The organism is Microvirga thermotolerans (assembly GCF_009363855.1).
Lineage (GTDB): Bacteria > Pseudomonadota > Alphaproteobacteria > Rhizobiales > Beijerinckiaceae > Microvirga > Microvirga thermotolerans.
The window spans coordinates 843,725-869,201 of record NZ_CP045423.1; the positions used below are offsets into that span (position 1 = coordinate 843,725).

Consider the following 25,477-nt stretch of genomic DNA (forward strand, 5'->3'; position numbering starts at 1 on the left):
ATGTCCGACGGTCCCGACCGCGATCCGGAAGCCAACCGCTTCGCCGCCCGCGCCGCGCGCTACGCCCGCGTCGGCGCCAACATGGGCGGCGTCGCCGCCCGCATGGCCGGGGCGCGGCTCTTCGGCCGCGACGGGGCGGACGCCTCGAACGCCGCCGCGCTCGCGCAGGCGCTCGGCGGCCTCAAGGGGCCGATCATGAAGGTGGCGCAGCTGCTCGCCACCATTCCGGACCTGATCCCGCCGGAGTACGCCGCCGAGCTGCAGAAGCTCCAGAGCGAGGCCCCGCCCATGGGCGCGGCCTTCGTGAAGCGGCGCATGCAGGCGGAGCTCGGGCCCGGGTGGCGGGATCGTTTCGGCTCCTTCGACCTCGCCCCCGCCGCGGCGGCGTCGCTCGGCCAGGTCCACCGCGCCGCCACGAAGGCGGGCGAGCCCCTCGCCTGCAAGCTGCAATATCCCGACATGCAGTCCGCCGTGGAGGCGGACCTGTCCCAGCTCGAACTCGTCTTCTCCCTCCACCGGCGCATGGGGCCTGCCATCGACACGCGGGAGATCGCCAAGGAGATCGGCGAGCGGGTGCGCGAGGAGCTGGACTACGAGCGCGAGGCGCGGCACGCGGCGCTCTACGCGGACGTGCTGTCCGGCATTCCCGAGGTGCGGGTGCCGAAGGTCCATCCGGACCTGTCGACCCGGCGCCTTCTCTCCCTCGAATGGCTCGAAGGCGACAGGATCCTCAACCACGTGCAGGCGGACGTCGCGGTCCGCAACCGGCTCGCCGTCGCCATGTTCAAGGCGTGGTGGCATCCCTTCAGCCATGCGGCGGTGATCCACGGCGACCCGCATCTCGGCAACTACACGGTCTTCGCGCGGGACGGGGAGCCCGCCGGGATCAACCTGCTCGACTACGGCTGCATCCGGATCTTCCATCCGCGGTTCGTCGGCGGCGTGGTCGACCTCTACCGGGGGCTCCAGGCCGAGGACCGGGATCGGATCGTCCACGCCTACGAGACCTGGGGGTTCAGGAACCTCTCCGCGGAGCTGATCGACATCCTCAACATCTGGGCGCGGTTCATCTACGGGCCGCTCCTCGACGATCGCGTCCGCACGGTGGCCGACGGGGTCAAGCCCGGCGAGTACGGCCGCCGCCAGGCCTTCGAGGTGCACAAGGCGCTCAAGGAGAAGGGGCCCGTCACGGTCCCGCGGGAATTCGTCTTCATGGACCGGGCGGCGGTCGGGCTCGGCGCCGTCTTCCTGCACCTGCGGGCGGAGCTGAACTACCACCGGCTCTTCGAGGAGGAGATCGAGCGGTTCTCCCTCGACTCCCTGGCCGCGCGCCAGGAAACGGCGCTGGCCGCCGCCGGCCTTCCCCTGCCGCGATGACCCGTCATGATACGTAATGCAGTTGCATGTCTCTCCGTCCCAACGTAGATGGGGCCTGACGGCACGTCAGGGGGAGCCATGAGGTTCGTATTCGTCCACCAGAATTTCCCGGGCCAGTTCGGGCGCCTCGCCCGGGCGCTCATGCGGGACGGGCACGAGGTCACGGCGCTGGGCATGGCGAAGGGCTGCCCGATCCCGGGCGTCCGCTACATTCCCTACGAGGCGGCGCCGGGGCCCGACGATGCCCCGTTCCGGAACCGCTACTCGCCCGTGGTGCCCCGCCTGCGGCGCGCCTACGGGGTGGCCCACAGGGCCCGGCAGCTGGCGGAGCAGGGTTTCAGGCCCGACGTGGTGGTGGTGAACACGGGCTGGGGGGAGAACCTCTTCCTCAAGGACGTGTGGCCCGATGCGAGGCACGTGGCCTATTTCGAGTACTACTACGCCGCCAAGGGCCAGGACCTCGACTTCGACCCCGAGTTCCCCGTGACCGACCACGAGGTCGTCTGGCGCCTGAGGGCGAAGAACGCCATGCAGCTCGGCGCCCTCGACGCGGCGGACCTCGCCGTGGCCCCGACCTTCTACCAGCGGGACACGTTCCCGGCCTATCTGCGCGACCGGATCGCCGTGATCCACGACGGGATCGACGCCCAAAACCTGAGGCCGGATTCCTCCGTCAGCCTGCGCCTGGGCCAGGACGGCCCCCGCCTGAGCCGGGACGTCCCGGTGGTGACCTATGTGACCCGGAACATCGAGCCCATGCGCGGCTCCCACGTGGTGTTCCGCAGCCTGCCGGGCCTGCTCAGGATCGACCCGCGCCTGCGGGTGGTGGTCGTCGGCGGCAAGGGCACGAGCTATTCCGGCCAGGCGCCGGGCGGCAAGACCTGGTTCGACGTGTTCCGGGAGAGGATCGACGGGGAGGTGGACTGGTCCCGCGTCCATTTCGTCGGAAACCTGCCCTACGACCAGTTCGTGAAGGTGCTCCAGGTCTCCTCCGCCCACATCTACATGACCTATCCCTTCGTCCTGTCCTGGTCGTCCATCGAGGCGATGGCCCTCGAATGCCGCCTGGTCGCCTCCGACACCGCGCCGGTGCGGGAGATCGTCGAGGACGGGGTGAACGGGCGCCTGTTCGACTTCTTCGACGACAAGGCCCTGGTGGAGCGGGTGCGCGAGACCCTGGCGGACAGGGCCCGCTCCGCCGAGATGGCCCGGGAGGCCCGCCGCATCGCCCTGGAACGTTACGACTTCGAGAGCGTCTGCCTCCCGCAATGGCGGGCGTTTCTCGGGGCCGCCTGAGGCCATGCCCACAATTTTGGCGCCACGGCCTTCGCCAAGCGTTGCGGCGCCTCACCGCATGGGGTAAACGCAGCCAAAAGAACTGTTGCGAGACAAGGCATCGATCATGGCCGATACGAAACACGCACCCTTTGGGGGATACAGCCCGGAGATGGACGGGCCGGCTCACGAGGCGACCTACGGCGGCTTCGTCAAGTTCGTCGAGATCGCGACCGTCGTGGTGGCCTGCCACGTGCTGGCGCTCGCGGTCGGCGGCATCCACCATGCCTGGCTGACGGCGATCTTCGGGGTGATCCTCTCCCTCGCCGCCGGCGCGATCGGTGCGATCTCCCCGGCGATCGGCGTGCGCGCGCCGGCCGTGGTGGCCATCCTGCTGCTTCTGGCGCTCTTTTTCTATTGACAGGACGCGAGGGGGATAAAAGTCTCCTTCGCGCAACAAGCAGGGCAGGCGTCAGGTGCCCGAGTCGGGGGGTTGCATGCGGATTGCTGTTCTCTCGGAAACCGACCGGGCGGAGGCGCGCGTCGCCGCCACCCCCGAAACCGTCAAGAAGTACATATCCCTCGGAGCCGACGTCTGCGTGCAGGCGGGCGCGGGCGAGCGCGCCGGAATCTCCGACGCGGAGTTCGAGGCGGCGGGCGCCGCCGTCGCTCCCGGCGCCGCCGAGGCGGCGAAGGATGCGGACATCGTCCTGACCGTCCGCAGGCCCGAGGCCGCCGCACTGTCCCTCTTCAAGCCCGGCGCCATCCTCGTCGCGATCATGGATCCCTACGGCCAGGACGTCGCCCTCAAGGCGCTGGCCGACGCAGGTGTCGCCGCCTTCGCCATGGAGCTGATGCCACGCATCACCCGGGCGCAGGTGATGGACGTGCTCTCCTCCCAGGCCAACCTCGCCGGCTACCGGGCGGTCATCGACGCCGCCGCGGAATACGGCCGGGCCATGCCGATGATGATGACCGCCGCCGGCACGGTGCCCGCCGCCCGCGTCTTCGTGATGGGCGCCGGCGTCGCGGGCCTCCAGGCCATCGCCACGGCCCGCCGCCTCGGCGCGGTGGTCTCGGCGACCGACGTGCGCCCCGCCGCCAAGGAGCAGGTGGAGAGCCTGGGCGCCAAGTTCGTCGCCGTCGAGGACGAGGAGTTCCGCCAGGCCGAGACCGCCGGCGGCTACGCCAAGGAAATGTCCGCCGAGTACAGGGCCAAGCAGGCGGCGCTCGTCGCCTCCCACATCGCCAAGCAGGACATCGTCATCACCACGGCCCTCATCCCGGGCCGCCCGGCGCCGAGGCTGGTGACCCGCGAGATGGTCGAATCCATGCGTCCGGGCTCGGTCGTCGTCGACCTGGCGGTGGAGCGGGGCGGAAACGTGGAGCTCGCCGAGCCGGGCAGGGTCGTGACCCACAACGGGGTGAAGATCGTCGGGCACCTCAACGTGCCGGGTCGCCTCGCGGCGACCGCCTCGAGCCTCTATGCCAGGAACCTCTACGCCTTCGTCGAAACGCTCGTCGACAAGGCGGCGAAGACCCTGGCCGTCAAATGGGACGACGAGCTCGTGAAGGCGACCTGCCTCACCCGCGGCGGCGCGATCGTCCATCCGGCCTTCCAGCCGACAGCTTAAGGGGCAAGCCATGGCTGTACTCACACCCGAACAGGCGGTCGAACAGTCCCGGGCGGCGGCCGCGGCCGCCCAGCGCGCCGCCGAGACCGCGCAGGCCATCGCGGATCAGGTCGCGGCGGCCGCCAGCGTCGCGACGCACGGGGCGGTCGATCCCACCGTGTTCCGGCTGGCGATCTTCGTCCTCGCCATCTTCGTCGGCTACTACGTGGTCTGGTCGGTGACGCCCGCGCTCCACACGCCGCTCATGTCGGTGACGAACGCGATCTCCTCGGTCATCGTGGTCGGCGCGGTCCTCGCCGTCGGCGTCAACGTGGCCCCGGCCCTCGGGGACGGGCCGGTCTGGGCGCGGGCGCTCGGCTTCATCGCCCTCGTGCTCGCTTCCATCAACATCTTCGGCGGCTTCCTGGTGACCCAGCGCATGCTCGCCATGTACCGCAAGAAGGGTTGAGGCGATGTCGGCGAATCTGGCCTCGATCCTGTACCTGGTCTCCGGCGTCCTGTTCATCCTGGCCCTGCGCGGCCTGTCCCACCCCACCACGTCCCGGCAGGGCAACCTCTACGGCATGGTGGGCATGGGGATCGCCATCGTCACCACCCTGTTCGTCTCCCCGCCGAGCGGGTTCGGCGGCTGGCTCCTGGTGGTCCTGGGCCTCGCCGTCGGCGGCGGCATCGGCGCCGTGGTCGCCAAGCGCGTGCCCATGACGGCGATGCCGCAGCTCGTCGCCGCCTTCCACTCCCTCGTCGGCATGGCGGCGGTGCTCGTGGCCGCGGGCGCGCTCTACGCGCCGCAGGCCTTCGGCATCGGCTCCGTCGGCACCATCCACGGCGGCTCGCTGTTCGAGATGGGGCTCGGCGTCGCCATCGGCGCGATCACCTTCACCGGCTCGGTCATCGCCTTCCTCAAGCTCGACGGGCGCATGTCCGGCAAGCCGATCCTTCTGCCCCAGCGCCACCTGATCAACATCGCGCTGGGCGTCCTGCTCCTCGTCCTGCTCGTCGCCTTCATCCGCACGGAAAGCCATGCCCTGTTCTGGCTGATCGTGCTGGTGTCCTTCGTGCTCGGCGTGACGCTCATCATCCCCATCGGCGGCGCGGACATGCCCGTCGTGGTGTCGATGCTCAACTCCTATTCCGGCTGGGCGGCGGCGGGCATCGGCTTCACCCTCGGCAACCTCGCCCTCATCATCACCGGCGCCCTGGTGGGCTCCTCGGGCGCGATCCTGTCCTACATCATGTGCAAGGGCATGAACCGCTCCTTCATCTCGGTGATTCTCGGCGGCTTCGGCGGCGAGACGGCCTCCGCCGCCGCGGGCGCGGCCGAGGCGCGGCCGGTGAAGCACGGTTCGGCGGACGACGCCGCCTTCATCCTCAAGAACGCCGCCAAGGTCATCATCGTGCCGGGCTACGGCATGGCCGTGGCGCAGGCCCAGCACGCCCTGCGCGAGATGTCCGACCAGCTCAAGGCCGAGGGCGTGGAGGTGAAGTACGCCATCCATCCGGTGGCGGGGCGCATGCCGGGCCACATGAACGTGCTGCTCGCGGAAGCGAACGTGCCCTACGACGAGGTGTTCGAGCTCGAGGACATCAACGGCGAGTTCGCGCAGGCGGACGTGGCCTTCGTCATCGGCGCCAACGACGTGACGAACCCGGCCGCCAAGACCGACCCGGCCTCGCCGATCTTCGGCATGCCCGTGCTCGACGTGGAGAAGGCCAAGACCGTGCTCTTCGTGAAGCGCAGCATGGGCTCCGGCTATGCGGGCGTCGAGAACGAGCTGTTCTTCCGGGACAACACCATGATGCTCTTCGGCGACGCCAAGAAGGTCGTGGACGACATCCTGAAAAGCCTGGACTGACCCGGTTTCCCGAAACACATCTCACGAAGCCGGAGGCCACCGGATCGCCGGCCTCCGGCTCATGGAGCCGCGCATGGGCGTGACGTTGCGGACGGCGGGGCCCGCCGACCGGGGTGCCATCATCGAGCTGATCCACAAGCTCAACGTCTTCGAGGCCGACCTGACGGGGGACCGCCGCCGGGACATCGGGGGCGCGCGCGACTACTACGACGAGCTTCTCCAGCGGCTCGCCGGCCGGCAGGGCCGGATCGTGCTCGCGGAAGCCGACGGCATCCCGGTCGCCGCCATGGGCTTCTCCATCGATCAGGACGCGGCCTACGTCACCGACGACGTGCGCCGGCACGGCACCGTGACGGACCTTATCGTGCACGAGGACTGGCGCGGCCGCGGCATCGGCCAGATGCTGCTGCGCGAGGCCGAGCGCCTGACCCGGGAGGCGGGCCTCCGGCGCCTGATGATCGGCGCCCTCGTCGCCAACGAAAGGGCCGAGCGGACGTACCGGGACTTCGGCTTCGAACCCTACGTGTCCTACATGGTCAAGGCGCTGTAGCGGGCTCTCCGCCGCTCTCCGGTCCCGAGAGGTGCAGGCGCGGCCAGCGAACCGCCCAGTCCTTCCCGGCGAGGCGCTGCCTGTAGATTTCCGTCTTCCCGCGGAAGGCAGGCGTCGGCCTCACCGTCAGGCCGAGAAGGTCGTCGAGCCCATGGGGAGCGAGAATCTCCACGCGGCCGCCGGCGAGCCGCGCGGCGACCGCCGTGGCGGTTTCCGGCCAGTGGGCAATCGCGTCCGCGGTGTCGCGATAGGGCCGGTCGCCGTTGCGCCGGTGCATCCGCGCCTGGTTCCTCACCTGCCAGTTCGGGCCCGGGCGGAGCCGCCGGAGCTCCTCCTCCAGGGCGGCGTCGCGCGCCCCGCCGGCATCGGCCGGATCGAAATGCACCACGTCCACGTCGTCGAGGGAGCCGATGTCGAAGTCCCGCCCGTGGAGCACATCCCATACCGCGTTGCGCACGAACCCGGCCCCGATCCAGCCGTCCGCCAGCCCGAGGGAGGCGACGACGGCAAGAAGCCCACGCATGGGAGCGTGGGCCTCGATCAACGCGGCGACGTCGCGGGCGCTGCGCAGGACGGCAGCCACGGGACGCGGCCTTACAGGCGCGCGTTCCCCTGGCGTGCGACCGTGTTGGAACTGTCGATGGAGAGCGCGCGCTGGAAGCTTTCCGCCGCCTCGCTCTTGCGGCCGAGGCGCTCGAGGGCGACCCCGCGCCAGGCCCAGGAATCCGCGTCCCGGGCGTTCACGTTGAGGGCGGCGTTGAAGTCCTCCACGGCCTTCTCGAACTGGTTGGTCGCAACCAGGCTCTGCCCGCGGGCGGCATAGGGCGCGGCCACGAAGGGGTTGCGGTCGATGGTGGCATCGAAATCCAGGATTGCCTGCTGGTGCATGCCCTGGCGCTGGTAGAGCAGGCCGCGGGCGTGGAGCGCCTCCGCCGATTCGGGCAGGAGGCGGATCGCCATGCTCAGGTCGTTCAGGGCGTCCTGGAACTGGTTCTGCGCCCGCAGGAGGTTGCCGCGGCCGATATAGGCCGGGCCGTAGTTCGGATCGGCCTGGATGGCGCGGGTGAAATCGGCGAGAGCCTGGTCGTTCCGGCCGGTCTGGCGCAGGGCGAGCGCCCGGTTCGTATAGGCCGGGGCATAGTTGGGATCGAGCTGGATCGCCTTCGTGAAGTCGGCGATGGCGTCGCTGTAGCGGCCGACCCGGGCATAGGCCGCGCCGCGGGTGTTGTAGGCGCTCGGGTCGCTGGGATTGCGCTCGATGACCTCGGAGAGGGAGGCGATGTTCACCTTGCTCGTGCCCTGGGTGTCCTCCTCGACCACGGCGATGCGGCGGGCGACGCCGCCGCTCGTGGTCTCGCAGCCCGCGAGGCCGAGAGCGACAAGGGTCAGGGTCAAGGGCGCAAAGCGGCGAATCGATGAGTCGAGCACCTTCGTCTCCAGCTCAATGAAGGGGGGATCGGGCTTACCCTAACCGGTAAACCTTAACAGCCGTGAAATAAAGCAGCATGAACGGGGAGGGCGGCGCCGAAAAGCAATCGGCGCCCGGTCTTTCCAGACGGGCGCCGCTCACAATCGAGAGACCGAATTCTTGAAGCTCGGGAAGAGCTTAGCGGGCCGGGCGCCCGGCAGCGGTGCGGGGCTTGGAGGGCAGCAGGCCTTCCCGCTGCATGCGCTTGCGGATCAGCTTGCGGGCGCGGCGAACGGCCTCGGCCTTCTCGCGGGCCTTCTTCTCCGACGGCTTCTCGTAATGGCCGCGGAGCTTCATCTCGCGGAAGATGCCTTCCCGCTGCATCTTCTTCTTGAGAGCGCGGAGCGCCTGATCGACGTTGTTATCCCGGACAAGAACCTGCACGCGAATTCCTCGTTTGATCCGTTTCGATTGTGGCAAAAGCAAATGAGGCGCGTCCTGCGCACCCCGGTCTGGCCGGCGTGACTAGCAGAGGAAACCTGGATTGTCCAGGGTTTCTGCCAAGAAATACGTCGGCCGATGGCGATAACGCGGGGGAGGGGAAAAGGTTTCAGACCGTCTCGGAAAAAACGCGGGTCACGTGCCCCATCTTGCGTCCGGGCCGGGCCTCGGCCTTGCCGTAGAGATGCAGGTGCGCCCCGGGCTCGGCGAGGATCCGCTGCCATTCCTTCACGTCGTCGCCGATGAGGTTTTGCATCTCGACCCGGCCCAGGCGGCCCGTCGCGCCGAGCGGCCAGCCGCAGACCGCCCTCACGTGCTGCTCGAACTGCGAGGTCGCCGCGCCGCCCAGGGTCCAGTGGCCGGAATTGTGGACGCGGGGGGCGATCTCGTTCACCACCAGGCGCTCCCCGCCCCCGTCGCGCACCCCGTCGCGCACGAGGAACAGCTCGACCGCGAGCACGCCCACGTAGTCGAGCGCGTCGGCGATGGCCCGGGCGATGGCGAAGGCCGCCGCCTCGGTCTGCGGGGAAACGCCCGCCGGGACCCGGGTCGTGGCGAGGATGTGGTGGCTGTGCTCGTTGGCGCACAGGTCGTAGGCGGCGAAGGCGCCCGCCGCCGTGCGCGCGGCGACCACCGAGACCTCCCGCTCGAAGGGCACGAAGCCCTCGAGGATCGCCGGAGCCCTTCCGATGGCCGCGAAGGCGGCGGCCGGATCCGTCTCCGGCCGGATCGTCGCCTGGCCCTTGCCGTCGTAGCCGAAGCGGCGGGTCTTGAGGACGGCGGGGCGCCCGATCCGCTCGAGCGCGGCCGCGAGGTCCCCCTCGTCGGAGACCGCCGCGAAGGGGGCGGTTGCGATGCCGAGCTCCGCCACGAAGGACTTTTCCGTCAGCCGGTCCTGGGTCACGGAGAGCGCGCGGGCGTTCGGGGCGAGGGGGGCATGGGCGCTCAGGACCGCCGCCGTCGCCGCCGGGACGTTCTCGAACTCGTAGGTGACGACGTCCACCGCCTTGGCGAAGCGGACGAGCGCCGCCTCGTCCTCGTAGGCCGCCACCGTGTGCTCGGCGGCGACGGCGAAGGCGGGGCTGTCCCGCTCCGGTGCGTAGACGTGGGTGCGCAGGCCGAGCTGCGCGGCGGCCATGGCGATCATGCGGCCGAGCTGGCCGCCGCCGAGAATGCCGAGGGTGCAGCCGGGACGGATCATGCGGTCACTCCTCCTGCGCGGGCCGCTCGGCCACGCTCTCGCTCTGCCGGGCCCGCCAGGCGTCGAGGCGCCGGGCGAGGGCCTCGTCGTGGAGGGCGAGGACCGCCGCCGCGAGGAGGGCGGCGTTGACCGCGCCGGCGCGGCCGATGGCGAGGGTGCCGACGGGAATGCCGGCGGGCATCTGCACGATGGACAGGAGGCTGTCCTGCCCCGACAGGGCCTTCGACTCCACCGGCACGCCGAAGACGGGCAGCGGCGTCATGGCGGCCGTCATGCCGGGAAGGTGCGCCGCGCCGCCTGCGCCCGCGATGACGATCTTGAAGCCCGCCGCCTTGGCGCCCTTGGCGAAGGAGACCAGCCGGTCCGGAGTCCTGTGGGCGGAGACGATCCGGGCGTCGTAGGGGATTTCGAGGAGGTCGAGGGTCTCGGCGGCATGGCGCATGGTCGCCCAGTCGGACTGACTGCCCATGATGATGGCCACGGGGATTCCCGCCATGTTCCGGCTCCGGCTCTGCCAACGCGTCAGGCGGGCATAGCGAAGCCTTCGGGGCCAAGCAAGGCCGTTGCGGCGCGCCGTCCCGTTTTCGGGCCGTTTCGGGGCCGTGCCTCAGGCGATGATGTCGGGCGTGATCTGGTCCTCGATCTGCATGATGCGGTCCTTGAGGACGAGCTTGCGCTTCTTGAGGCGCTGGACCTGGAGCTGATCGCCCGCGATCATCTTCTCGAGGGCATCGATGGCAGCGTCCAGGTCCCGGTGCTCCTGCTTCAGCCGCGAGAGTTCCGCTTCGAGTTCAGCCAGATCGTGCATCGGAAAGTCCAGATGGCGCTCGCCCGGGGCGGCGCGAGAGGGCGAAATTATGCGCCCCGGCCCGCCCGAGGGCAAGTTCGAATGCGGCCTCCGCCAATGCCTTTCCCCCGCCGCATCGCAGCACGTTTTGCCTTCGACTCGCCACTTTCTCTGTGTCAGACTTCGAACCGTCAGACATCGAACAGGAGGTTGCTGACATGCCGCTGCAGAATCATCTGGTGGAACTCGAACGCAGGCATCAGGCCCTTGAGCGCGAGATCCAGGACGCCCTCAACCACCCCTCCACGGATGACATCAAGCTGGCGGAACTGAAGCGCAAGAAGCTTCAGCTCAAGGATCAGATCGCCCGCCTCAAGGGCGCTCACGCGGTGATGCACTGACCGCGCCGTTCCGATCGCTGGAAACTCCCTACCAAAAAGCTGCCGCTGTCCTCGGGGAGAGCGGCAGTTTTTTCGTGAGGAGGAGCGGCGCCGGCCTCAGAGGAGCGCCCGCGCCCCGTCGACCGCGAGCTTCGCCCCGACCAGGACGAGCAGGGCATAGACGAGGGTATAGAACCGGTCCCCCGAAACCCGACGCACCAGGAGCACGCCCGCCCAGGTGGAGGCGACCGCCACCGGGAACAGCGCCGCCGCCGTGGCGAGGTTCTCGGCCGTGAACTGGCCGAGGGCGATGTAGGGCGGCACCTTGATCCAGTTGTTGAGCGCGAAGAACACGGCGCCGGTGCCCACGAACACGTCCCGCGGCAGCCGCTGCGGCATCACGTAGATCTGGAAGGGCGGGCCGCCCGCATGGGCGATCATGCTGGTGAAGCCGATCACGCCTCCCCAGAACAGGCCGCGCGGCACGTCCGCCTTCGCCGGGGAGGGCAGGGTCTTCCTTCGCTCCAGGATTAGCCGGCGCACGGCGAAGGCGATGGAGACGATCCCGACCGCCAGGGTCACTGCCGCGTCGGAGACCCGCGCCGCGAGAAGATAGCCCGACACGATGCCGACGACGGCGCTCGGCAGCAGGATCGCGATGTTCCGCCGGTCCCAGCTGCGCCGGTAGGCCCAGACCGTCACCACGTCCTGCACGATCAGGATCGGCAGCATGATCGCCGCCGACTGCACCGGCGACACGACGAGGGCCATGAGGGGCAGCGACAGGAGCCCCAGCCCCGAGAAGCCCCCCTTGGCGAGGCCCATCAGGACCACGGCGGGCACGGCGGCGGCGTAGAACAGGGGGTCGGTGATCATGGAAACTGGCCGAAAGTCGCCGCTGACCGCGGCCTCTGTGCCTGCTACCACGGTATGGACGTGAAGTCTCATGCGGCCAGCACATGGGAGAGGGTCATGACATCCCAGCCGACACCGACCCAGGCGACATCCTCCGGAGAGACGGGACACCACGCGGGACAGGACCGGAGCCGTTACCGGGAGGCCTACGAACGCTGGCGCTCGGATCCGGAAGGGTTCTGGGAAGAGGCCGCCCGCGAGATCGACTGGTTCAGGCCGGCCGAGAAGGTCTTCGATCCGTCCGCCGGGATCTACGGGCGCTGGTTCGTGGGGGCGGAGTGCAATGCCTGCTACAACGCCCTCGACCGCCATGTGGAGCGCGGCCGCGGGGGCCAGGCGGCGCTCGTCTACGACAGCCCGGTCACCGGCACCATCCGCACCTTCACCTACCATGACCTGCGGGAGGAGGTCGCCACCCTCGCGGCGGTGCTGCAGGACATGGGCGTCGGCAAGGGCGACCGGGTCGTCCTCTACATGCCCATGGTGCCGGAGGCGGTGTTCGCCATGCTCGCCTGCGCGCGCATCGGCGCGGTCCATTCCGTGGTGTTCGGCGGCTTCGCCGCGCGGGAGCTCGCGACGCGCCTGGAGGACGCCACGCCCAAGCTGGTGCTCTCGGCCTCCTGCGGCATCGAGGTGGCGAGGGTCGTCCCCTACAAGCCCCTGCTCGACGAGGCGATCGCCCTGAGCCGCCACAAGCCGCAGGCCTGCCTCATCCTCCAGCGCCCGCAGGCGAGCGCCTCCCTCGTGGAGGGGCGCGACCGCGACTGGGCCTCGGCGGTGGCGGAGGCCCGCCGGGCCGGGCGCCGGGCGTCCTGCGTGCCGGTGGCGGCCACCGATCCGCTCTACGTGCTCTACACCTCCGGGACCACCGGGCGCCCGAAGGGCGTGCTGCGGGACACGGGCGGCTACATGGTCGCCCTGAAATGGTCCATGAAGAACCTCTACGGCGTCGATCCGGGGGAGGTCTATTTCTGCGCCTCCGACGTGGGCTGGGTGGTCGGGCATTCCTACATCGTCTACGGCCCGCTCCTGCACGGCTGCACCTCGATCCTGTACGAGGGCAAGCCGGTGGGCACTCCCGACGCGGGGGCCTTCTGGCGGGTCGCGTCGGAGCACGGGGCGGCGGTGCTCTTCACCGCGCCGACCGCCTTCCGGGCGATCAAGAAGGAGGATCCCGACGCGAAGCTCCTGAGGAACTACGATCTTTCCCGCTTCCGCGCCCTGTTCCTGGCGGGCGAGCGGGCCGATCCGGACACGGTGCAGTGGGCCGAGCGGATCCTCGGCGTTCCCGTGGTCGACCACTGGTGGCAGACGGAGACCGGCTGGCCCATCGCCGGCAATCCCCTGGGCCTCGGGGCCCTGCCGGTGAAGTACGGCTCGCCCACCGTTCCCATGCCCGGCTACGACGTGCAGGTGCTCGACGAGGGCGGGCGGCCCCAGCCCCCGGACACCATGGGCGCCATCGCCATCAGGCTGCCGCTCCCGCCCGGCTGCCTGCCCACCCTCTGGCATGCGGACGAGCGCTTCCGGGAGGCGTATCTCACCACCTATCCGGGCTACTACAACACCTCGGATGCGGGCTTCGTGGACCGGGACGGCTACGTCTACATCATGGGCCGGACCGACGACATCATCAACGTGGCCGGGCACCGGCTCTCGACGGGCGGAATGGAGGAGGTGCTGGCCTCCCACCCGGCCGTGGCCGAATGCGCCGTGATCGGCGTGAAGGACGCCCTGAAGGGCGAGGTGCCCTGCGGCTTCGTGGTGCTCAAGTCCGGGGTCGGCCAGTCCCCCGCGGAGGTGGAGACGGAGCTGGTGGCCCTGGTGCGCGAGAGGATCGGCCCCGTCGCCGCCTTCAAGCTCGCCATCACGGTCGGCCGCCTGCCCAAGACCCGCTCGGGCAAGATCCTGCGCGGCACCATGAAGAAGATCGCGGACGGCGAGCCCTGGAGCATGCCGGCGACCATCGACGATCCTGCGATCCTCGACGAGATCGGCGAGGCGCTTCGAAGCCGGGGATTGGGGGAGTAGCCGCGCGGCCGGGGTGCGCCTTACGCTTCCCGACGCCGTCGTTCCGGGACGGCCGAAGGCCTGGCCCGGAACCCAAGACCAGCCGTGCGGCGGAACGGACGGACTCCGCAACCGCTGCGTTCGATCCCGAATCTCCGGCGGCCAGAGCATTTTCAGGAGAAGTGGAAACCGGTTTTCGCTGGCGCGGCCCTCCGGGTCCGTCCGAAAATGCGGCAAACCAAGAGCTTCGGAGCGGAGTGCGATTCCGTTGAAGCGCAATCCGCTCTAGAGCATCGGATGAGAATTCGAACTCACGTCCGGTGCCCCAGGGTTTTGATTTCACGCATCTTTTCACGCGATGCTTTATGGGTTCCGGGTTCCGCTCCGCGGCCCCGGACCGACGGCGGAGGATAAACGGAAAGGCCCGAAGCGATCCGGGCCTTTCGCGTTCCTACTCCTCGTCCTCGTCGGAGCGCTTGAGCTGCTTGAGCTTGGCGAAGACCGAGTTCACGTCGATCTCCTCCTCCTTCGCCGGGCTCGGCCGGCTCATGTCGGCGAAGGGCTCCTCGCGCTCCGGCTCGGCCGTGGACACCTCGGCCGGCATCAGGGTGCCGCCGGTCTCCTGGGGCGCCGCCGTCTGCGGGCGGTCCTTCGCGGCGCGCTGGACCTCGAAGTCCAGGTCGATCTGCGAGCACAGGCCGAGGGTCACCGGGTCCATGGGGGTGAGGCTGGCCGAATTCCAGTGGGTGCGGTCGCGGACCTGCTGGATCGTGGTCTTGGTGGTGCCGACGAGGCGCATGATCTGCGCGTCCTTCAGCTCGGGATGGTTGCGCACCAGCCAGAGGATGGCGTTGGGGCGGTCGTGGCGGCGGGACACCGGCGTGTAGCGCGGGCCCTTCTTGATGCGCTTCTGCTCGGGCAGCTTCACCCGCGACTCCGCCATCCTGAGGCGGTGGTTCGGGTCCTTCTGCGCCTTCTCGATCTCCTCGCGGGTCAGCTGGCCCGTGGTGATGGGGTCGAGCCCCTTGATGCCGGTCGCCACCTCGCCGTCGGCGATGCCCTTCACCTCGAGGGGGTGGAGCTTGCAGAAGTCGGCGATCTGGTCGAACGACAAGGACGTATTCTCGACGAGCCACACGGCTGTCGCCTTCGGCATCAGCGGTCCCTGGGACATGGGCTTCACTCCTTCAGGCCGGGCGCCCGCTCGTCGGCGCCGCACGGCAAAACTCTCCTGCGCTCCGTCCCGGCCGGGCCGGAGCGATCTCGTCTCACATTGTGAGGGAAACGAGGTGATTATAGGGAGCCTGTCCCCGTGTTGCAATTCTTAAAGGGTGAGGACGATCTTTCCGATATGGGCCCCGCTCTCCATCCGCGCATGGGCCAGGGCGGCGTCCTGGAGCGGGAACCGGGAATCCATCACCGGCCGGGCGCGGCCCTCCGCCAGGAGCGGCAGGACCTTCTCCTCCAGGGCGCGGGCGATTCCCGCCTTCTCGGCGACGGTGCGGGGGCGCAGCGTCGAGCCCGTATGGGTCAGCCGCTTGACCATGAGCAGGCGGAAATCCGCCTCGGCCCGGCTCCCGTTCAGGAAGGCGATCTGGACGATTCGCCCGTCCCGGGCCGCCGCCTCGTAGTTGCGGGGGATGTAGTCGCCGCCGACCATGTCGAGGATGACGTCGGCGCCCCTGCCCCCGGTCGCCTCCTTGACCGCCGCGACGAAGTCGGCCTCCCGGTAGTTGACCGCGACGTCGGCGCCGAGGGTACGGCAGGCGTCGCATTTCGCGGCCGTTCCCGCCGTGGCGATCACCCGCGCTCCGAAGGCCTTCGCGAGCTGGATGGCCGTGGTGCCGATGCCGGAGGTGCCGCCGTGGACGAGGAGCGTCTCCCCGGCCGCCAGCCGGCCCCGCTCGAACACGTTGGTCCAGACGGTGAAATAGGTCTCCGGCACCGCTCCCGCCTCTTCGAGGGAGAGGCCCGCCGGGACGGGGAGGGCGTTGCTCTCGTGCACGACGGCGTATTCCGCGTAGCCGCCGCCCGCGACCAGGGCCATGACGGGCGTGCCGACGGGAAAGCGGGCGGCGTTCGGCCCGGCCGCCGCGACCTCGCCCGCGATCTCGAGGCCGAGAATGTCCGGCGCGCCGGGCGGCGGCGGATAGCCGCCCTGCCGCTGCAGCACGTCCGGGCGGTTCACCCCCGCCGCCCTCACGCGCACGAGGATCTCGCCCTCGCCGGGCGTCGGCACGGGCCGCTCGACCACCGCGAGCACCTCGGGGCCGCCCGTGCCCTGCGCGATCACGGCCCGCATCGTGTCAGAAATTGCCGCCATTCCGTCCTCCTTCGGTCAAAGGTTGGTGGATATAGGGCAAGATTGGCAATCCGCGCACTGCGTCCTACGCTGGCGAGCGGCCTGAGGAAGGAGGATGTCATGGCTTTCGATCCCTTCGACGAGGAAACGAGGGTCCGTCCGTCGGGCCACGAGTTCGGCCAGGATCTCTCGGTGCTGTCCATCGACGAGATCGACGACCGCATCGCCCTCCTGGAGCGCGAGATCGCCCGGCTGCGGGAGGCCAAGCGCGGCAAGGAGAATTCCATGGCGGCCGCCAGCGCCTTCTTCAAGCTCGGTTCCGCCTGAGGGCCGGCGGTTAACCCGGCATTAAGCCTTTCGGGCGATCATCGGCTCATCCAGTTCTCTCCCTGGATGAGAGATGGTCCTCCCTCTCTCTCTGACGCCTCCCTGTCAGGACTCGAGCCGCCCCGGGCGGCTCAATTTTTGGCTGCTCCGTCCGAACTTAACCTTAAGAAAGGGTTGCCGGAGCATCGAACCGAGAGGCGTTCTATACTGTTTTCCCGATGCGTGGAGGTCTCGGGCCGATGGGCGGCCGGGGACCGTTGCCTATGGGAGAGAGCCTGTGAGCGAACCCGATGTGATCAAGCTTGGCGCCGGAACCGTTCCGTTCGGGCATGGCTTCGTCCATTCGGATGCGTTCAAGGCCCTGTTCCAGGAGGGCATGGAACTCGTCGAGGACACGGCCGCCTATCTCGACGGCCAGGGGCGCCTCGATTCCAAGCGCCTGCCCCGGGAGGGCGTCATCGCCTACGCGACCGAGAGCATGCGCCTCACCACGCGGCTGATGCAGATCGCTTCCTGGCTTCTCCTGCAGCGGGCGGTGGCGGAGGGCGAGATCACGCCCGACCAAGCGCAGCTCGAGAACAACCGGGTCCACCTGACCCAGCAGGACACGGTTACCTCCGTCGAGGATTTCGAGGCCCTTCCGCCGCGCCTCAAGGAACTGATCGGCCTCGCCACGCGGATCCACGCCCGCATCCTCCATCTGGAACGGCTCATGTCGGAGCCCGATCCCGGACCCGTCGCGCCTGCGCCCAATCCCGTCGCGGCCCAGCATCGCCTGCTGGAGCAGGTCTTCGGCGGCCATTGAAGGCCCTGCCTTGACGGCATTGCGAAACCGGACGCGCCGTTCCTGCGGCGGGTCAGGTCCTGGGGGCTCTCGCAGCCAGCGCCGCCGCGCCCGTTCCCCTTGCTTAGGCAGCGCCACCGCGCCCTGTCCCGCCTTGCGCATTGAGAGAGCCGATTCCGGGAACATCCGGGATCCGCGGGGAGGGAATGCGCCCTCTTCCCTCGCCCTCCGTCATTCCGGGGCGCCGCAGGCGAGCCCGGAAGCCATCACCCCTGCGGTGCGGGGCGAAGACGCCGCGGGTGCCGCCGTCCGGACAGGCGGGCCCCTCGAAGCGTGCCCCGCGACGGCCATGGCGCTGCCCGCTGCGCGTCCTGGCAGGGTGCGTCCGCGATAATGTTCCGCTTTCGTTCTTGACAGCGGCGCCAAGCTCGGCTATATCGTAACGCATCCCGTCCCGCCGAGGGGCGCGCTCGCGAGGCGTCGCCGAATGCGGGGACGGGACCGGTCCCGCGCCCGCGCGCCACGCACGCGCCGGCCGCGGGCGGCCCCGGCAGAGCCGGGGCTCCGGGCCGTCCGGCGCCGCCGGCGTTCGTCAACGCCGCCCCGCGTCCGGGCCATCCCCGGAGCCTCCGCCGCCGGTCCGCCGGAAAAGAACCGGGCGCGATGACGCTGCGGCTCATTGCCTTCACCCCTTCCTTCCCCCGAGCCGGAGCGATCCTCGTGCCCCCTCGACCCCGCCGCCCCTCCGGGCCCACGCGCCCGGAGGACGCGGCGGCGTGCGTGCTTCTCACGGCTCATCTCCGGCGGCATGGCCGGGCCGGTCCGGTCGGACGGCGGTGCGCGGGAAGCGCGACGCGTTCCCTCCCCCGCCGATCCCGGTGCGCAAGGAGGGAGAGGGCGCGGCGGCGCAGGCCGCGCAATCCGCGATGCGGGGAGGGAGCGAGCAAGGACCAAGCCGCAACCGACTTGTTGACGGTGCGCGGCGGGCAGTGGAGACGGGAAGGACGGAGCGCGGTGGGAGGCCGCCGCAAACGCAAAAACCCCGCCGGAGCGGGGTTCTGGTCGGGCCGGGAGGCCGGAATCCGGGAAGCGGCTTACTTCTTGCCGAAGGACAGGTTGCCGAACTTCGAGTTGAAGCGCGACAGACGGCCGCCGCGGTCGAGCAGCTGCTGCTGGCCGCCGGTCCAGGCCGGGTGGGTCTTGGGGTCGATGTCGAGGTTGAGGGTGTCGCCCTCCTTGCCGTAGGTCGACCGGGTCATGTACTCGGTGCCGTCGGTCATCACGACCTTGATGAAGTGGTAGTCCGGGTGTTCGGTTTCTTTGCGCGCCATTGCCATATCCTCTTGCGGTCCGCCAGCGTGGTGCCCGCAGCCTGTGATCGAGCCTGTCTTGAAAGGTTGCGGGCCTATACCTTACTTGGAACCCTGAAACAAGCCGGGACCGGGCATGAAGCCTCCGCGCGCCCGACATCCCGCAAGCGAAACCGGACATGGCCCCCGAACCCGACGGATCCCGACGCCCCAAGGCGGCTCTGAGCGCCCTCAAACCCCTTCTGCCCTACGCGCTCGCCTACAAGGGGCGGATCCTGGCGGCCCTGGCCGCCCTCCTCCTGGCCTCCGCCATGACCCTGGCCATGCCCGTCGCCGTGCGCCGGGTGATCGACCTCGGCTTCACAGAGCAGGGGAGGGGGCTGGTGAACGCCTATTTCGGCATCCTGCTCCTCGTGGTGGGGCTGCTCGCCCTGGCGAGCGCCTCCCGCTACTACTTCGTCATCACCCTGGGCGAGCGGGTGGTGGCGGACCTGCGCTCCGCCGTCTTCCGCCATCTCACCTCCCTCGACCCGGCCTTCTTCGACCAGGCCAAGAGCGGGGAGATCGTCTCCCGCCTCACGGCCGACACGACCCAGGTCAAGTCGGCCTTCGGGGCCAGCATCTCCATCGCCCTGCGCAACCTCTTCCTGTTCGTCGGCGCGGTGGTGCTGATGATCGTCACCAGCCCCAAGCTGTCGGCCCTCGTGCTCATCGCGATCCCGGTCATCGTGGTGCCCCTCGTCGTATCGGGCCGGGCGGTGCGCCGCCGCTCCCGGGCGGCGCAGGACCGGCTCGCCGACGCCTCCGCCTATGCGGCCGAGGCCATCGGGGCGGTGCGGACCATGCAGGCCTTCGGCATGGAGCGGGCGACGTCCCTGCGCTTCGCCGCGGCGGCGGAGGAGGCCTTCGATGCCGCCCGCCTCTCCACCACCATGCGCGCCTTCCTGACCGGCATCGGCCTGTTCCTGGTCTCGGCGAGCGTCGTCGGCGTGCTCTGGTACGGGGCGCAGGACGTGATGGGCGGGGCCATGAGCGCCGGCCAGCTCTCCCAGTTCGTGCTCTATGCCGTCTTCGCGGCGAGCGCTCTGGGCCAGCTCTCCGAGGTCTATGGGGAACTGGCCCAGGCGGCCGGCGCGGCGGAACGCCTCGGCGAGATCCTGGCGGCCAAGCCCGCCATCGAGGCTCCGGCCCGGCCGGAGCCCCTGCCGCAGCCGCCCCTCGGGACGCTGGCGTTCGAGAACGTGCATTTCGCCTACCCGACCCGGTCCGACCAGCGCGCCCTCCACGGTCTGAGCTTCAGGGTGGAGCGGGGCGAGCGGGTCGCCCTCGTCGGGCCCTCCGGCGCGGGCAAGAGCACCGTGCTCCAGCTGCTGCTCCGGTTCTACGATCCCCAGGAGGGCACCATCCTGGTGGACGGAGTCCCCGTCGCGGAGGCGGATCCCCTCGCCCTGCGCCGGAGGATGGCGCTCGTGCCGCAGGAGCCGACCGTCTTCGCGGCGAGCGTCCTCGAGAACATCCGCTACGGCCGGCCCGACGCCACGGAGGACGAGGTTCGCCGCGCGGCCGAGCTTGCCTCGGCGGACGGGTTCATCCGCGCCCTGCCGCAGGGCTATGCCACCCTCGTCGGCGAGCGGGGCGTGACGCTCTCCGGCGGCCAGCGCCAGCGCCTCGCCATTGCCCGCGCCATCCTCAAGGACGCGCCGATCCTCCTCCTCGACGAGGCGACCTCCGCCCTCGACGCGGAAAGCGAGAAGAAGGTGCAGGGCGCCCTCGACCGGCTCATGCAGGGGCGGACCACCCTCGTCATCGCCCATCGCCTCGCCACCGTGCGGTCCGCCGACCGGATCCTCGTCATGGATGCCGGGCGGATCGTGGAGGAAGGGACCCACGACAGCCTCCTCGGCCAAGGCGGCCTTTACGCCCGCCTCGCCCGGCTCCAGTTCACGGGCGCGGACGGCCGCGTCCAGGCCGCGGAATAGGATGGGCCGAACCGGAGTCTTTCCCTGAAGTTGAAGGAAGGAGGCCGGCGCGAGAGCCGGCCGCCGAGGCTTTCAGGAGGCCGGGATGGGCGACAACATGAACAGGCGGCATCCGCAGGATTCGTCCCGCATCAATGTCCACGAGGATTGGGAGGTCCGCTACTGGACGGGGAAGTGGAACGTGTCCCGCCAGCAGCTCATGGATGCGGTCCGGCGGGTGGGCGTCCAGGTCGCCGACGTGGCGAGGGCGCTCGGCAAGGAGCGCTGACGGTCCCGCTCACCGCTCCGTCAGCTTCAGCTCGATGCGCCGGTTGCGCGCATAGGCCTCCTCCGTGGTGCCGAGGTCGATGGGCTGGTACTCGCCGAACCCCGCCGCGAGGAGATGCTGGGGCTGGACCCCGCGGGCGGCGAGCGCCTGGACCACGGCGATGGCGCGGGCGGCCGAAAGGGCCCAGTTGGACGGGAACTGGGACGTGGCGATCGGGCGCGCATCCGTGTGGCCGTCGACCCTGACGACCCAGGGGATGTCCGGGGGAATCTGCTTCTGCAGCTCCACCAGGGCGGCCGCGATGCGGTCGATCTCGTCGGAGGCCTCGGGCCGGAGGGTCGCCTGGCCCGCGGGAAAGAGCACCTCGGACTGGAAGACGAAGCGGTCGCCGACGATGCGCACGTCCGGCCGGTTGCCGAGGATCTGGCGCAGGCGTCCGAAGAAGTCGGAGCGGTAGCGGGCAAGCTCCTGCACCCGTTGGGCGAGGGCCACGTTGAGCCGGCTGCCGAGGTCGGCGATCCGGGCCTGGCTCTCCTTGTCCCGGTTCTCGGAAGCCGCGAGGGCCTCCTCCAGGGCCGCGAGCTGGCGGCGCATGGCCGCGATCTGCTGGTTGAGGATCTCCACCTGGCTCAAGGCGCGGCCGGTGGCCTGGCGCTCGGCCTCGAGGGCGGAGTTGAGCTCCTTCGCCCGGGCCTGGGCGTCGCCGCCGCTGTCGATCAGGCCCTGCAGGCGCGCCCGGTCGTCCTCCGCGGCCTTGAGGGTGCTCTGAAGGGCGGTGAGGTTCTCCTCCGTGGTCCGCCGGCTCGACCGCTCGAGGGCGAGGAGGTCGGTGAGCTCGGCGATCTGCCGGTTCAGGCGGTCGAGCACCGTGTCCCGGCTCGACAGCTCGCGGGACAGGAAGAACTGCCCCACCATGAAGACCGAGATCAGGAAGACGATGGACAGGAGCAGGGTCGAGAGCGCGTCGACGAAGCCCGGCCAGTAGTTGAGCTGTCCCTGGCGGCCCCTGCGGCGTCCTCCCGTGCTGGCGACCGGCATCAGGGCAGCCTTTCACGGGCGAGACGGTCGAGCACCTGCTTCAGCTCCTTCTCGCGGGCGGCCTGAGCCTCCACCCAGTCCCGGATCATCTGCTGCTCGGCACGCATGTGCTGGACGAGACCCTGGACCCCCTCCGCGAGGTTCGCCATGGCCTGGGTCGAGGCGCGCCCGCCCGCCCCCTCGTTGACCGCGGCGGCGAGGCGGTTGAGGGCGAGGGCGATGTCCCCGGAGGTTCCGGCGGAGCGGAGCGAGAGGTCGGGAGCGGTGTCGGTGGTCGAGGTGGCGAGCCAGTCCTCCAGCTCCGTGTAGAAGCGGTTCTGGGCCTGGCCGGCCTGCAGGTCGAGGAAGCCCAGCACCAGGGACCCGGCGAGGCCGAAGAGGGAGGCCGAGAACGACAGGCCCATGCCCTGGAGCGGCCCGGACAGGGAGTTCTTCAACTCGTCGAAGAGCACCGCCGTGTCCTGCCCCGTGCGCAGGGAGGAGATGATCCGCCCCACCGACCCCACCGTGTCGATCAGGCCCCAGAAGGTGCCGAGGAGGCCGAGGAACACGAGAAGGCCGGCGAGATAGCGCAGGATCTCGCGGCTCTCGTCCAGGCGGGCGCCGATGGAATCGAGGAGGGAGCGGGTCGCGGTGACCGAAAGGAGCGAGTGCGTGGAGCGGTTGGCGATGAAGGCCGCGAGCGGGGCCAGGAGGACGGGAGTCGTCGGCTGCACGAGCCCCTGCTCGGCCTGGCGGATGGTGTTGACCCAGCGCACCTCCGGGAAGAGGCGCCAGACCTGGCGGATCGCCAGCACGATGCCGATGAACATCACGCCGACGATGAGGCTGTTGAGGCCCGGATTGGCGAGAAAGGCGTTCCAGATCTGCTTGTAGAGGATGAAGGCGACGAACCCCGCCAGGATCAGGAAAACCGCCATGCGGATGAGATAGATCCGCGGTGGGGTGAGGGGCTGGTCTTCCATTGGGATCCTGCTCGCTGGTGCCTCAAGACCGTTCCAATGTGACGGGACGGGGAGGCGGGATCAAGCATGGCTGCCCGGATCGTCCGCCTCCACGAACAGAAATTATCAGCCTTTCGCCTTCTTCAAGAGCTTCACCAGCTCGCGGTGCAGCACTTCGTTGCCGCAGGCCACGCTTCCGGTGGCCATGGGGTTACTCCCTCCGTCCGCATCGGAGATGAAGCCTCCGGCCTCGCGGATCATCAGGATGCCTGCGGCGACGTCCCAGGAGTTGAGCCCCCTCTCCCAATAGGCGTCGAGCCGCCCGCAGGCCACGTAGGCAAGGTCGAGGGCCGCGGCGCCCCAGCGGCGCATGCCGCCCGCATAGCCCATGACGACGGAGGATTCGCGCAGGAACAGGCCGTGGTCGCCCTTGCCGATATGGGGCAGGCCGCAGGCGATCACCGCGTCGGCCAGGTCGTTGCGGGCGGCGACCCGGATGCGCCGGTTGTTGAGATAGGCGCCCTTGCCCTTCTCGGCGATGAAGAGCTCGTCCTTGGCGGGATCGTAGATCACGCCGGCCACGATCTGCCCGTCGCGCTCGAGGCCGACGGAGAGCGCGAAATGCGGCAGGCCGTGGAGGAAGTTCGTGGTGCCGTCGAGGGGGTCGATGTGCCAGCGGTGGCTCGGGTCCCGGCCTTCGACGACGCCGCCCTCCTCCATCACGAACCCGTAGTCGGGGCGGGCCTTCTCAAGGGATTCGCGCAGGATCTTCTCCGCCTTGCGGTCCGCCGCCGAGACGAAGTCGCCGGGCCCCTTGCGGGACACCTGGAGGTTCTCGATCTCGCCGAAGTCGCGCTTGAGGGAGCGCGAGGCCTTCATTACGGCATCGGTCATGACGGTCATGAGGGGCGAACGGATCATCGTCGGGCGGTCCTGAAACGGCGGGAGGGAATGCGGTCCGGATGGACCATGGGAGGGGGCGCACGTCAAGCGTTGCGGAGCATGGCGGCCATTCCGGGGCGGTCCCGGCCGCGGCGGGAGGGCCGGAGCCGCGTCCCCGTCACCGCATTCCGAGCCGCTCCGCCGCGACCTTCTCGGCGCGGGCCTTCTCCTCCGGGGTCATGTCCTTCAGGGCATCGTCGAGCCAGGAATCGGCGAGGCCCTGGGCGGAGGCCAGGAGGTGCCAGGCGGCGGCGTCGACCCTGCTCTGCGGGACGCCGCGTCCGGCCGCCAGCATGCGGGCGAGCCGGTTCTGGGCGATGGCGTTGCCCTTGGCCGCGGCGCTGCGGAAATAGCGCGCCGCCTTGGCCTCGTTCTTGGGCACGCCCTCGCCGTTGAAGAGCAGGATGGCGTATTCTACCTCGCCGACCGAGCTGCCGTTGCGGGCCGCGCGCTCGAAGAGGCGGGCCGCCTGGGCCGCGTCGCGCCCCACGCCGCGCCCCTGGAGGTAGAGCACGCCCAGGGCATGCTGGGCGTCCGGGATCTCCGCGTCGGCGGCCTTGCGCAGGAGCCCGGCGGCGCGGCTCAGGTCCGCGTCCGTGTCGCTCGTCAGCAGCAGGAGGGCGAGGTTGTAGCTCGCCACGGGATGGTTCTTCGCGGCCGCCTGCTCGAGCCAGGCCCGGCCCTGGGCCGCGTCCTTTCTCATGCCGCGCCCGTCGAGGGCCATCAGCCCGAGGGCGGCGAGGGCATGGGCGTCGCCCCGGCCGGCGGCGAGGCGGTACCATTCGGCCGCCTTCTCCGGGCTCATGGGAACGCCGAGCCCCTGGTTGTACAATTCGCCCAGCAGCGTCATCGCAGGCGCGTCGTCCCTGTTCTTCTCCAGCCGCAGGGTCGCCTCGCGGAAGGCGGCGAGATAGTGGCCGCGCTGATAGGCGCCGTAGGCCAGGTCCGGCTCGGCCCGGGCCACCGCTGCGGAGGCAGCGAGGCAGAGAACGGCGAGGAGGGACTTGCGCATCAGGAGCGGGCCTCCTGCCCTTCGATCAGCCGGGCCGCCTGCGCGACCGCGGCGGCCGCCCCTTCCGGGTGCGTCCAGACCGCATCGCCCAGGGCGACGAACTCCGCCCCCGTCGCGGCGAGCCGCCCGACCGCCTCCAGGTCCGGGGCATAGGCCACGCAGGGCGTCTCGAAGATCTCCGCCCACCAGGCGACGCGCTCCGCCACGCCGTCCAGGGGCGGCACGGACCCGTCGGGCCGGGGCTCGCCGAACATCAGGTAGTCCACGCCCGCCTCGCCGAGGGTCATGGCGTCGTCGCGGGTGCGGATGCCGCCCGCGCCGATGGCGCGCTCCGCCTTCAGGCGCTCCCGCAGGTCCCGCACGGGGGCCTCGGCCCCCCTCACGTGGACTCCGTCCGCGCCGCCGCGCACGGCGATCGCGGCGAGGTCGGCCGGAGCCTCCCCCTCGACCGCGACGAGCGCCGCCGCTCCGCCTTCCTGGACCGGCGGGCACAGGGCCTTGACCCGGTTCGTGAGGGTCCGCTCGTCCGCGGCGGCGAGGCGCAGGAGCACGGCGGCCACCCGGCCGCCGGCGCAGGCCTCCGCAAGGCGCGGGGCGAAGGAGGCGTCCTCCAGGACGGGCGTGACGAGGTAGAGGCGGGACGTGGGCTCGGCCATGGCTCTCGAGGACTTGAAGAGGTT

General features: G+C 70.1%; 28 protein-coding genes. 13 read left to right on the forward strand and 15 right to left on the reverse strand.

The annotated features are described in order from the left end of the window. From GDR74_RS03915 to GDR74_RS03945, 7 genes are all read left to right on the forward strand, one after another. On the forward strand, nt 1-1,377 hold the full coding sequence (locus GDR74_RS03915; protein ID WP_152587644.1) for an ABC1 kinase family protein: 1,377 nt from the start codon (nt 1-3) through the stop codon (nt 1,375-1,377). A 78-nt stretch (nt 1,378-1,455) separates the two neighbouring features. Continuing rightward, nucleotides 1,456-2,673: a glycosyltransferase gene (locus tag GDR74_RS03920; RefSeq protein WP_194164619.1), complete on the forward strand. Its 1,218-nt coding sequence runs from the start codon at nt 1,456-1,458 to the stop codon at nt 2,671-2,673. A gap of 106 nt (nt 2,674-2,779) precedes the next feature. After that, the gene (locus GDR74_RS03925) at nt 2,780-3,073 is read left to right on the forward strand and encodes an aa3-type cytochrome c oxidase subunit IV (RefSeq protein WP_152585077.1); all 294 of its coding nucleotides are present in this window, start codon (nt 2,780-2,782) and stop codon (nt 3,071-3,073) included. Nucleotides 3,074-3,149: 76 nt separating this feature from the next. After that, complete coding sequence (locus tag GDR74_RS03930; protein WP_152585078.1) at nt 3,150-4,286, forward strand: Re/Si-specific NAD(P)(+) transhydrogenase subunit alpha; 1,137 nt, start codon at nt 3,150-3,152, stop codon at nt 4,284-4,286. A 10-nt stretch (nt 4,287-4,296) separates the two neighbouring features. Beyond that, nucleotides 4,297-4,734, forward strand: a complete 438-nt coding sequence (locus GDR74_RS03935) for a proton-translocating transhydrogenase family protein (protein ID WP_152585079.1) — start codon at nt 4,297-4,299, stop codon at nt 4,732-4,734. Between the two features lie 4 nt (nt 4,735-4,738). Further along, nucleotides 4,739-6,139, forward strand: coding sequence for an NAD(P)(+) transhydrogenase (Re/Si-specific) subunit beta (locus tag GDR74_RS03940; protein WP_152585080.1), 1,401 nt, complete (start codon nt 4,739-4,741; stop codon nt 6,137-6,139). Between the two features lie 73 nt (nt 6,140-6,212). After that, on the forward strand, nt 6,213-6,689 hold the full coding sequence (locus GDR74_RS03945; protein WP_194164620.1) for a GNAT family N-acetyltransferase: 477 nt from the start codon (nt 6,213-6,215) through the stop codon (nt 6,687-6,689). Here GDR74_RS03945 and GDR74_RS03950 read toward each other — a convergent pair. From GDR74_RS03950 to GDR74_RS03975, 6 genes are all read right to left on the reverse strand, one after another. After that, complete coding sequence (locus GDR74_RS03950) at nt 6,676-7,272, reverse strand: nucleotidyltransferase family protein (protein ID WP_246179841.1); 597 nt, start codon at nt 7,270-7,272, stop codon at nt 6,676-6,678. The two genes, GDR74_RS03945 and GDR74_RS03950, sit on opposite strands and share 14 nt — an antisense overlap. Nucleotides 7,273-7,283: 11 nt before the next feature. Then, nucleotides 7,284-8,117, reverse strand: a complete 834-nt coding sequence (locus GDR74_RS03955) for a tetratricopeptide repeat protein (protein ID WP_152585082.1) — start codon at nt 8,115-8,117, stop codon at nt 7,284-7,286. Nucleotides 8,118-8,295: 178 nt separating this feature from the next. Beyond that, nucleotides 8,296-8,541: a 30S ribosomal protein S21 gene (gene rpsU / locus GDR74_RS03960; RefSeq protein ID WP_152585083.1), complete on the reverse strand. Its 246-nt coding sequence runs from the start codon at nt 8,539-8,541 to the stop codon at nt 8,296-8,298. 166 nt (nt 8,542-8,707) lie between these two features. Further along, the gene (locus GDR74_RS03965; RefSeq protein ID WP_152585084.1) at nt 8,708-9,799 is read right to left on the reverse strand and encodes a 5-(carboxyamino)imidazole ribonucleotide synthase; all 1,092 of its coding nucleotides are present in this window, start codon (nt 9,797-9,799) and stop codon (nt 8,708-8,710) included. 4 nt (nt 9,800-9,803) lie between these two features. Beyond that, nucleotides 9,804-10,295 (reverse strand): 5-(carboxyamino)imidazole ribonucleotide mutase, encoded by a 492-nt coding sequence (gene purE, locus GDR74_RS03970; protein WP_152585085.1) that lies wholly within the window; start codon nt 10,293-10,295, stop codon nt 9,804-9,806. A gap of 111 nt (nt 10,296-10,406) precedes the next feature. Further along, entirely contained in the window at nt 10,407-10,607 is a 201-nt protein-coding gene (locus GDR74_RS03975) for a YdcH family protein (RefSeq protein ID WP_152585086.1), read from the reverse strand. A 197-nt stretch (nt 10,608-10,804) separates the two neighbouring features. Between GDR74_RS03975 and GDR74_RS03980 the strand changes: the two genes are divergently transcribed. Next, nucleotides 10,805-10,987, forward strand: coding sequence for a YdcH family protein (locus GDR74_RS03980; protein ID WP_152585087.1), 183 nt, complete (start codon nt 10,805-10,807; stop codon nt 10,985-10,987). Between the two features lie 96 nt (nt 10,988-11,083). Here GDR74_RS03980 and GDR74_RS03985 read toward each other — a convergent pair whose 3' ends face one another. Next, nucleotides 11,084-11,842 carry a sulfite exporter TauE/SafE family protein gene (locus GDR74_RS03985; protein WP_152585088.1) on the reverse strand — a complete coding sequence of 253 codons (759 nt, stop codon included), beginning with the start codon at nt 11,840-11,842 and terminating at the stop codon, nt 11,084-11,086. 96 nt (nt 11,843-11,938) lie between these two features. On the opposite strand from GDR74_RS03985, the gene GDR74_RS03990 reads away from it, so the two are divergent. After that, entirely contained in the window at nt 11,939-13,912 is a 1,974-nt protein-coding gene (locus GDR74_RS03990; protein ID WP_152585089.1) for a propionyl-CoA synthetase, read from the forward strand. A 430-nt stretch (nt 13,913-14,342) separates the two neighbouring features. Here GDR74_RS03990 and GDR74_RS03995 read toward each other — a convergent pair whose 3' ends face one another. Continuing rightward, on the reverse strand, nt 14,343-15,065 hold the full coding sequence (locus GDR74_RS03995) for a DUF1013 domain-containing protein (RefSeq protein ID WP_152585090.1): 723 nt from the start codon (nt 15,063-15,065) through the stop codon (nt 14,343-14,345). A 150-nt stretch (nt 15,066-15,215) separates the two neighbouring features. Next, nucleotides 15,216-16,193, reverse strand: coding sequence for an NAD(P)H-quinone oxidoreductase (locus tag GDR74_RS04000; RefSeq protein ID WP_246180058.1), 978 nt, complete (start codon nt 16,191-16,193; stop codon nt 15,216-15,218). A gap of 120 nt (nt 16,194-16,313) precedes the next feature. Between GDR74_RS04000 and GDR74_RS04005 the strand changes: the two genes are divergently transcribed. Both GDR74_RS04005 and rcdA read left to right on the forward strand, forming a co-directional pair. Continuing rightward, nucleotides 16,314-16,520 (forward strand): DUF1192 domain-containing protein, encoded by a 207-nt coding sequence (locus GDR74_RS04005; RefSeq protein WP_152585092.1) that lies wholly within the window; start codon nt 16,314-16,316, stop codon nt 16,518-16,520. A gap of 277 nt (nt 16,521-16,797) precedes the next feature. Then, nucleotides 16,798-17,325: a protease adaptor protein RcdA gene (rcdA, locus tag GDR74_RS04010; protein WP_246179842.1), complete on the forward strand. Its 528-nt coding sequence runs from the start codon at nt 16,798-16,800 to the stop codon at nt 17,323-17,325. A gap of 1,073 nt (nt 17,326-18,398) precedes the next feature. Here the strand turns inward: rcdA and rpmE are convergent. Further along, entirely contained in the window at nt 18,399-18,635 is a 237-nt protein-coding gene (gene rpmE / locus GDR74_RS04015) for a 50S ribosomal protein L31 (protein ID WP_152585094.1), read from the reverse strand. A gap of 158 nt (nt 18,636-18,793) precedes the next feature. Between rpmE and GDR74_RS04020 the strand changes: the two genes are divergently transcribed. Further along, nucleotides 18,794-20,593: an ABC transporter transmembrane domain-containing protein gene (locus tag GDR74_RS04020; RefSeq protein WP_152585095.1), complete on the forward strand. Its 1,800-nt coding sequence runs from the start codon at nt 18,794-18,796 to the stop codon at nt 20,591-20,593. 85 nt (nt 20,594-20,678) lie between these two features. Continuing rightward, a complete protein-coding gene (locus tag GDR74_RS04025; protein ID WP_152585096.1) occupies nt 20,679-20,861 on the forward strand; it encodes a DUF3606 domain-containing protein in 183 nt (60 codons plus the stop codon). Between the two features lie 9 nt (nt 20,862-20,870). Here the strand turns inward: GDR74_RS04025 and GDR74_RS04030 are convergent, their stop codons facing one another. The 5 genes from GDR74_RS04030 to GDR74_RS04050 all read right to left on the reverse strand — a co-directional run bounded on the left by GDR74_RS04030 (nt 20,871) and on the right by GDR74_RS04050 (nt 25,453). Next, nucleotides 20,871-21,899 carry a peptidoglycan -binding protein gene (locus GDR74_RS04030; protein WP_152585097.1) on the reverse strand — a complete coding sequence of 343 codons (1,029 nt, stop codon included), beginning with the start codon at nt 21,897-21,899 and terminating at the stop codon, nt 20,871-20,873. Beyond that, complete coding sequence (locus tag GDR74_RS04035) at nt 21,899-22,864, reverse strand: flagellar motor protein MotA (protein ID WP_152585098.1); 966 nt, start codon at nt 22,862-22,864, stop codon at nt 21,899-21,901. Before GDR74_RS04035 ends, GDR74_RS04030 begins: the two co-directional genes overlap by 1 nt. Before the next feature lie 105 nt (nt 22,865-22,969). Then, nucleotides 22,970-23,764: an inositol monophosphatase family protein gene (locus tag GDR74_RS04040; protein WP_152585099.1), complete on the reverse strand. Its 795-nt coding sequence runs from the start codon at nt 23,762-23,764 to the stop codon at nt 22,970-22,972. Nucleotides 23,765-23,903: 139 nt separating this feature from the next. Continuing rightward, the gene (locus tag GDR74_RS04045) at nt 23,904-24,797 is read right to left on the reverse strand and encodes a tetratricopeptide repeat protein (protein ID WP_152585100.1); all 894 of its coding nucleotides are present in this window, start codon (nt 24,795-24,797) and stop codon (nt 23,904-23,906) included. After that, nucleotides 24,797-25,453, reverse strand: coding sequence for a thiamine phosphate synthase (locus GDR74_RS04050; RefSeq protein ID WP_152585101.1), 657 nt, complete (start codon nt 25,451-25,453; stop codon nt 24,797-24,799). Before GDR74_RS04050 ends, GDR74_RS04045 begins: the two co-directional genes overlap by 1 nt. Between the last annotated feature and the right edge of the window lie 24 nt (nt 25,454-25,477).

What these genes read in the sequence shown, in the direction of transcription:
- GDR74_RS04025 (WP_152585096.1), top strand. Translation starts at nt 20,679, where the DNA reads ATGGGCGACAACATGAACAGGCGGCATCCGCAGGATTCGTCCCGCATC.
- GDR74_RS03980 (WP_152585087.1), top strand. Translation starts at nt 10,805, where the DNA reads ATGCCGCTGCAGAATCATCTGGTGGAACTCGAACGCAGGCATCAGGCC.
- GDR74_RS04050 (WP_152585101.1), bottom strand. Translation starts at nt 25,453, where the DNA reads ATGGCCGAGCCCACGTCCCGCCTCTACCTCGTCACGCCCGTCCTGGAG.
- GDR74_RS03940 (WP_152585080.1), top strand. Translation starts at nt 4,739, where the DNA reads ATGTCGGCGAATCTGGCCTCGATCCTGTACCTGGTCTCCGGCGTCCTG.
- GDR74_RS03945 (WP_194164620.1), top strand. Translation starts at nt 6,213, where the DNA reads ATGGGCGTGACGTTGCGGACGGCGGGGCCCGCCGACCGGGGTGCCATC.
- GDR74_RS03975 (WP_152585086.1), bottom strand. Translation starts at nt 10,607, where the DNA reads ATGCACGATCTGGCTGAACTCGAAGCGGAACTCTCGCGGCTGAAGCAG.
- GDR74_RS03920 (WP_194164619.1), top strand. Translation starts at nt 1,456, where the DNA reads ATGAGGTTCGTATTCGTCCACCAGAATTTCCCGGGCCAGTTCGGGCGC.
- GDR74_RS04020 (WP_152585095.1), top strand. Translation starts at nt 18,794, where the DNA reads ATGGCCCCCGAACCCGACGGATCCCGACGCCCCAAGGCGGCTCTGAGC.
- GDR74_RS03925 (WP_152585077.1), top strand. Translation starts at nt 2,780, where the DNA reads ATGGCCGATACGAAACACGCACCCTTTGGGGGATACAGCCCGGAGATG.
- rpmE (WP_152585094.1), bottom strand. Translation starts at nt 18,635, where the DNA reads ATGGCGCGCAAAGAAACCGAACACCCGGACTACCACTTCATCAAGGTC.
- GDR74_RS03935 (WP_152585079.1), top strand. Translation starts at nt 4,297, where the DNA reads ATGGCTGTACTCACACCCGAACAGGCGGTCGAACAGTCCCGGGCGGCG.
- GDR74_RS03965 (WP_152585084.1), bottom strand. Translation starts at nt 9,799, where the DNA reads ATGATCCGTCCCGGCTGCACCCTCGGCATTCTCGGCGGCGGCCAGCTC.
- purE (WP_152585085.1), bottom strand. Translation starts at nt 10,295, where the DNA reads ATGGCGGGAATCCCCGTGGCCATCATCATGGGCAGTCAGTCCGACTGG.
- GDR74_RS04040 (WP_152585099.1), bottom strand. Translation starts at nt 23,764, where the DNA reads ATGATCCGTTCGCCCCTCATGACCGTCATGACCGATGCCGTAATGAAG.
- GDR74_RS03915 (WP_152587644.1), top strand. Translation starts at nt 1, where the DNA reads ATGTCCGACGGTCCCGACCGCGATCCGGAAGCCAACCGCTTCGCCGCC.
- GDR74_RS04000 (WP_246180058.1), bottom strand. Translation starts at nt 16,193, where the DNA reads ATGCGGGCCGTGATCGCGCAGGGCACGGGCGGCCCCGAGGTGCTCGCG.
- GDR74_RS03930 (WP_152585078.1), top strand. Translation starts at nt 3,150, where the DNA reads ATGCGGATTGCTGTTCTCTCGGAAACCGACCGGGCGGAGGCGCGCGTC.
- GDR74_RS03990 (WP_152585089.1), top strand. Translation starts at nt 11,939, where the DNA reads ATGACATCCCAGCCGACACCGACCCAGGCGACATCCTCCGGAGAGACG.
- GDR74_RS03985 (WP_152585088.1), bottom strand. Translation starts at nt 11,842, where the DNA reads ATGATCACCGACCCCCTGTTCTACGCCGCCGCCGTGCCCGCCGTGGTC.
- GDR74_RS03995 (WP_152585090.1), bottom strand. Translation starts at nt 15,065, where the DNA reads ATGTCCCAGGGACCGCTGATGCCGAAGGCGACAGCCGTGTGGCTCGTC.
- GDR74_RS04030 (WP_152585097.1), bottom strand. Translation starts at nt 21,899, where the DNA reads ATGCCGGTCGCCAGCACGGGAGGACGCCGCAGGGGCCGCCAGGGACAG.
- GDR74_RS04005 (WP_152585092.1), top strand. Translation starts at nt 16,314, where the DNA reads ATGGCTTTCGATCCCTTCGACGAGGAAACGAGGGTCCGTCCGTCGGGC.
- GDR74_RS04045 (WP_152585100.1), bottom strand. Translation starts at nt 24,797, where the DNA reads ATGCGCAAGTCCCTCCTCGCCGTTCTCTGCCTCGCTGCCTCCGCAGCG.
- GDR74_RS04035 (WP_152585098.1), bottom strand. Translation starts at nt 22,864, where the DNA reads ATGGAAGACCAGCCCCTCACCCCACCGCGGATCTATCTCATCCGCATG.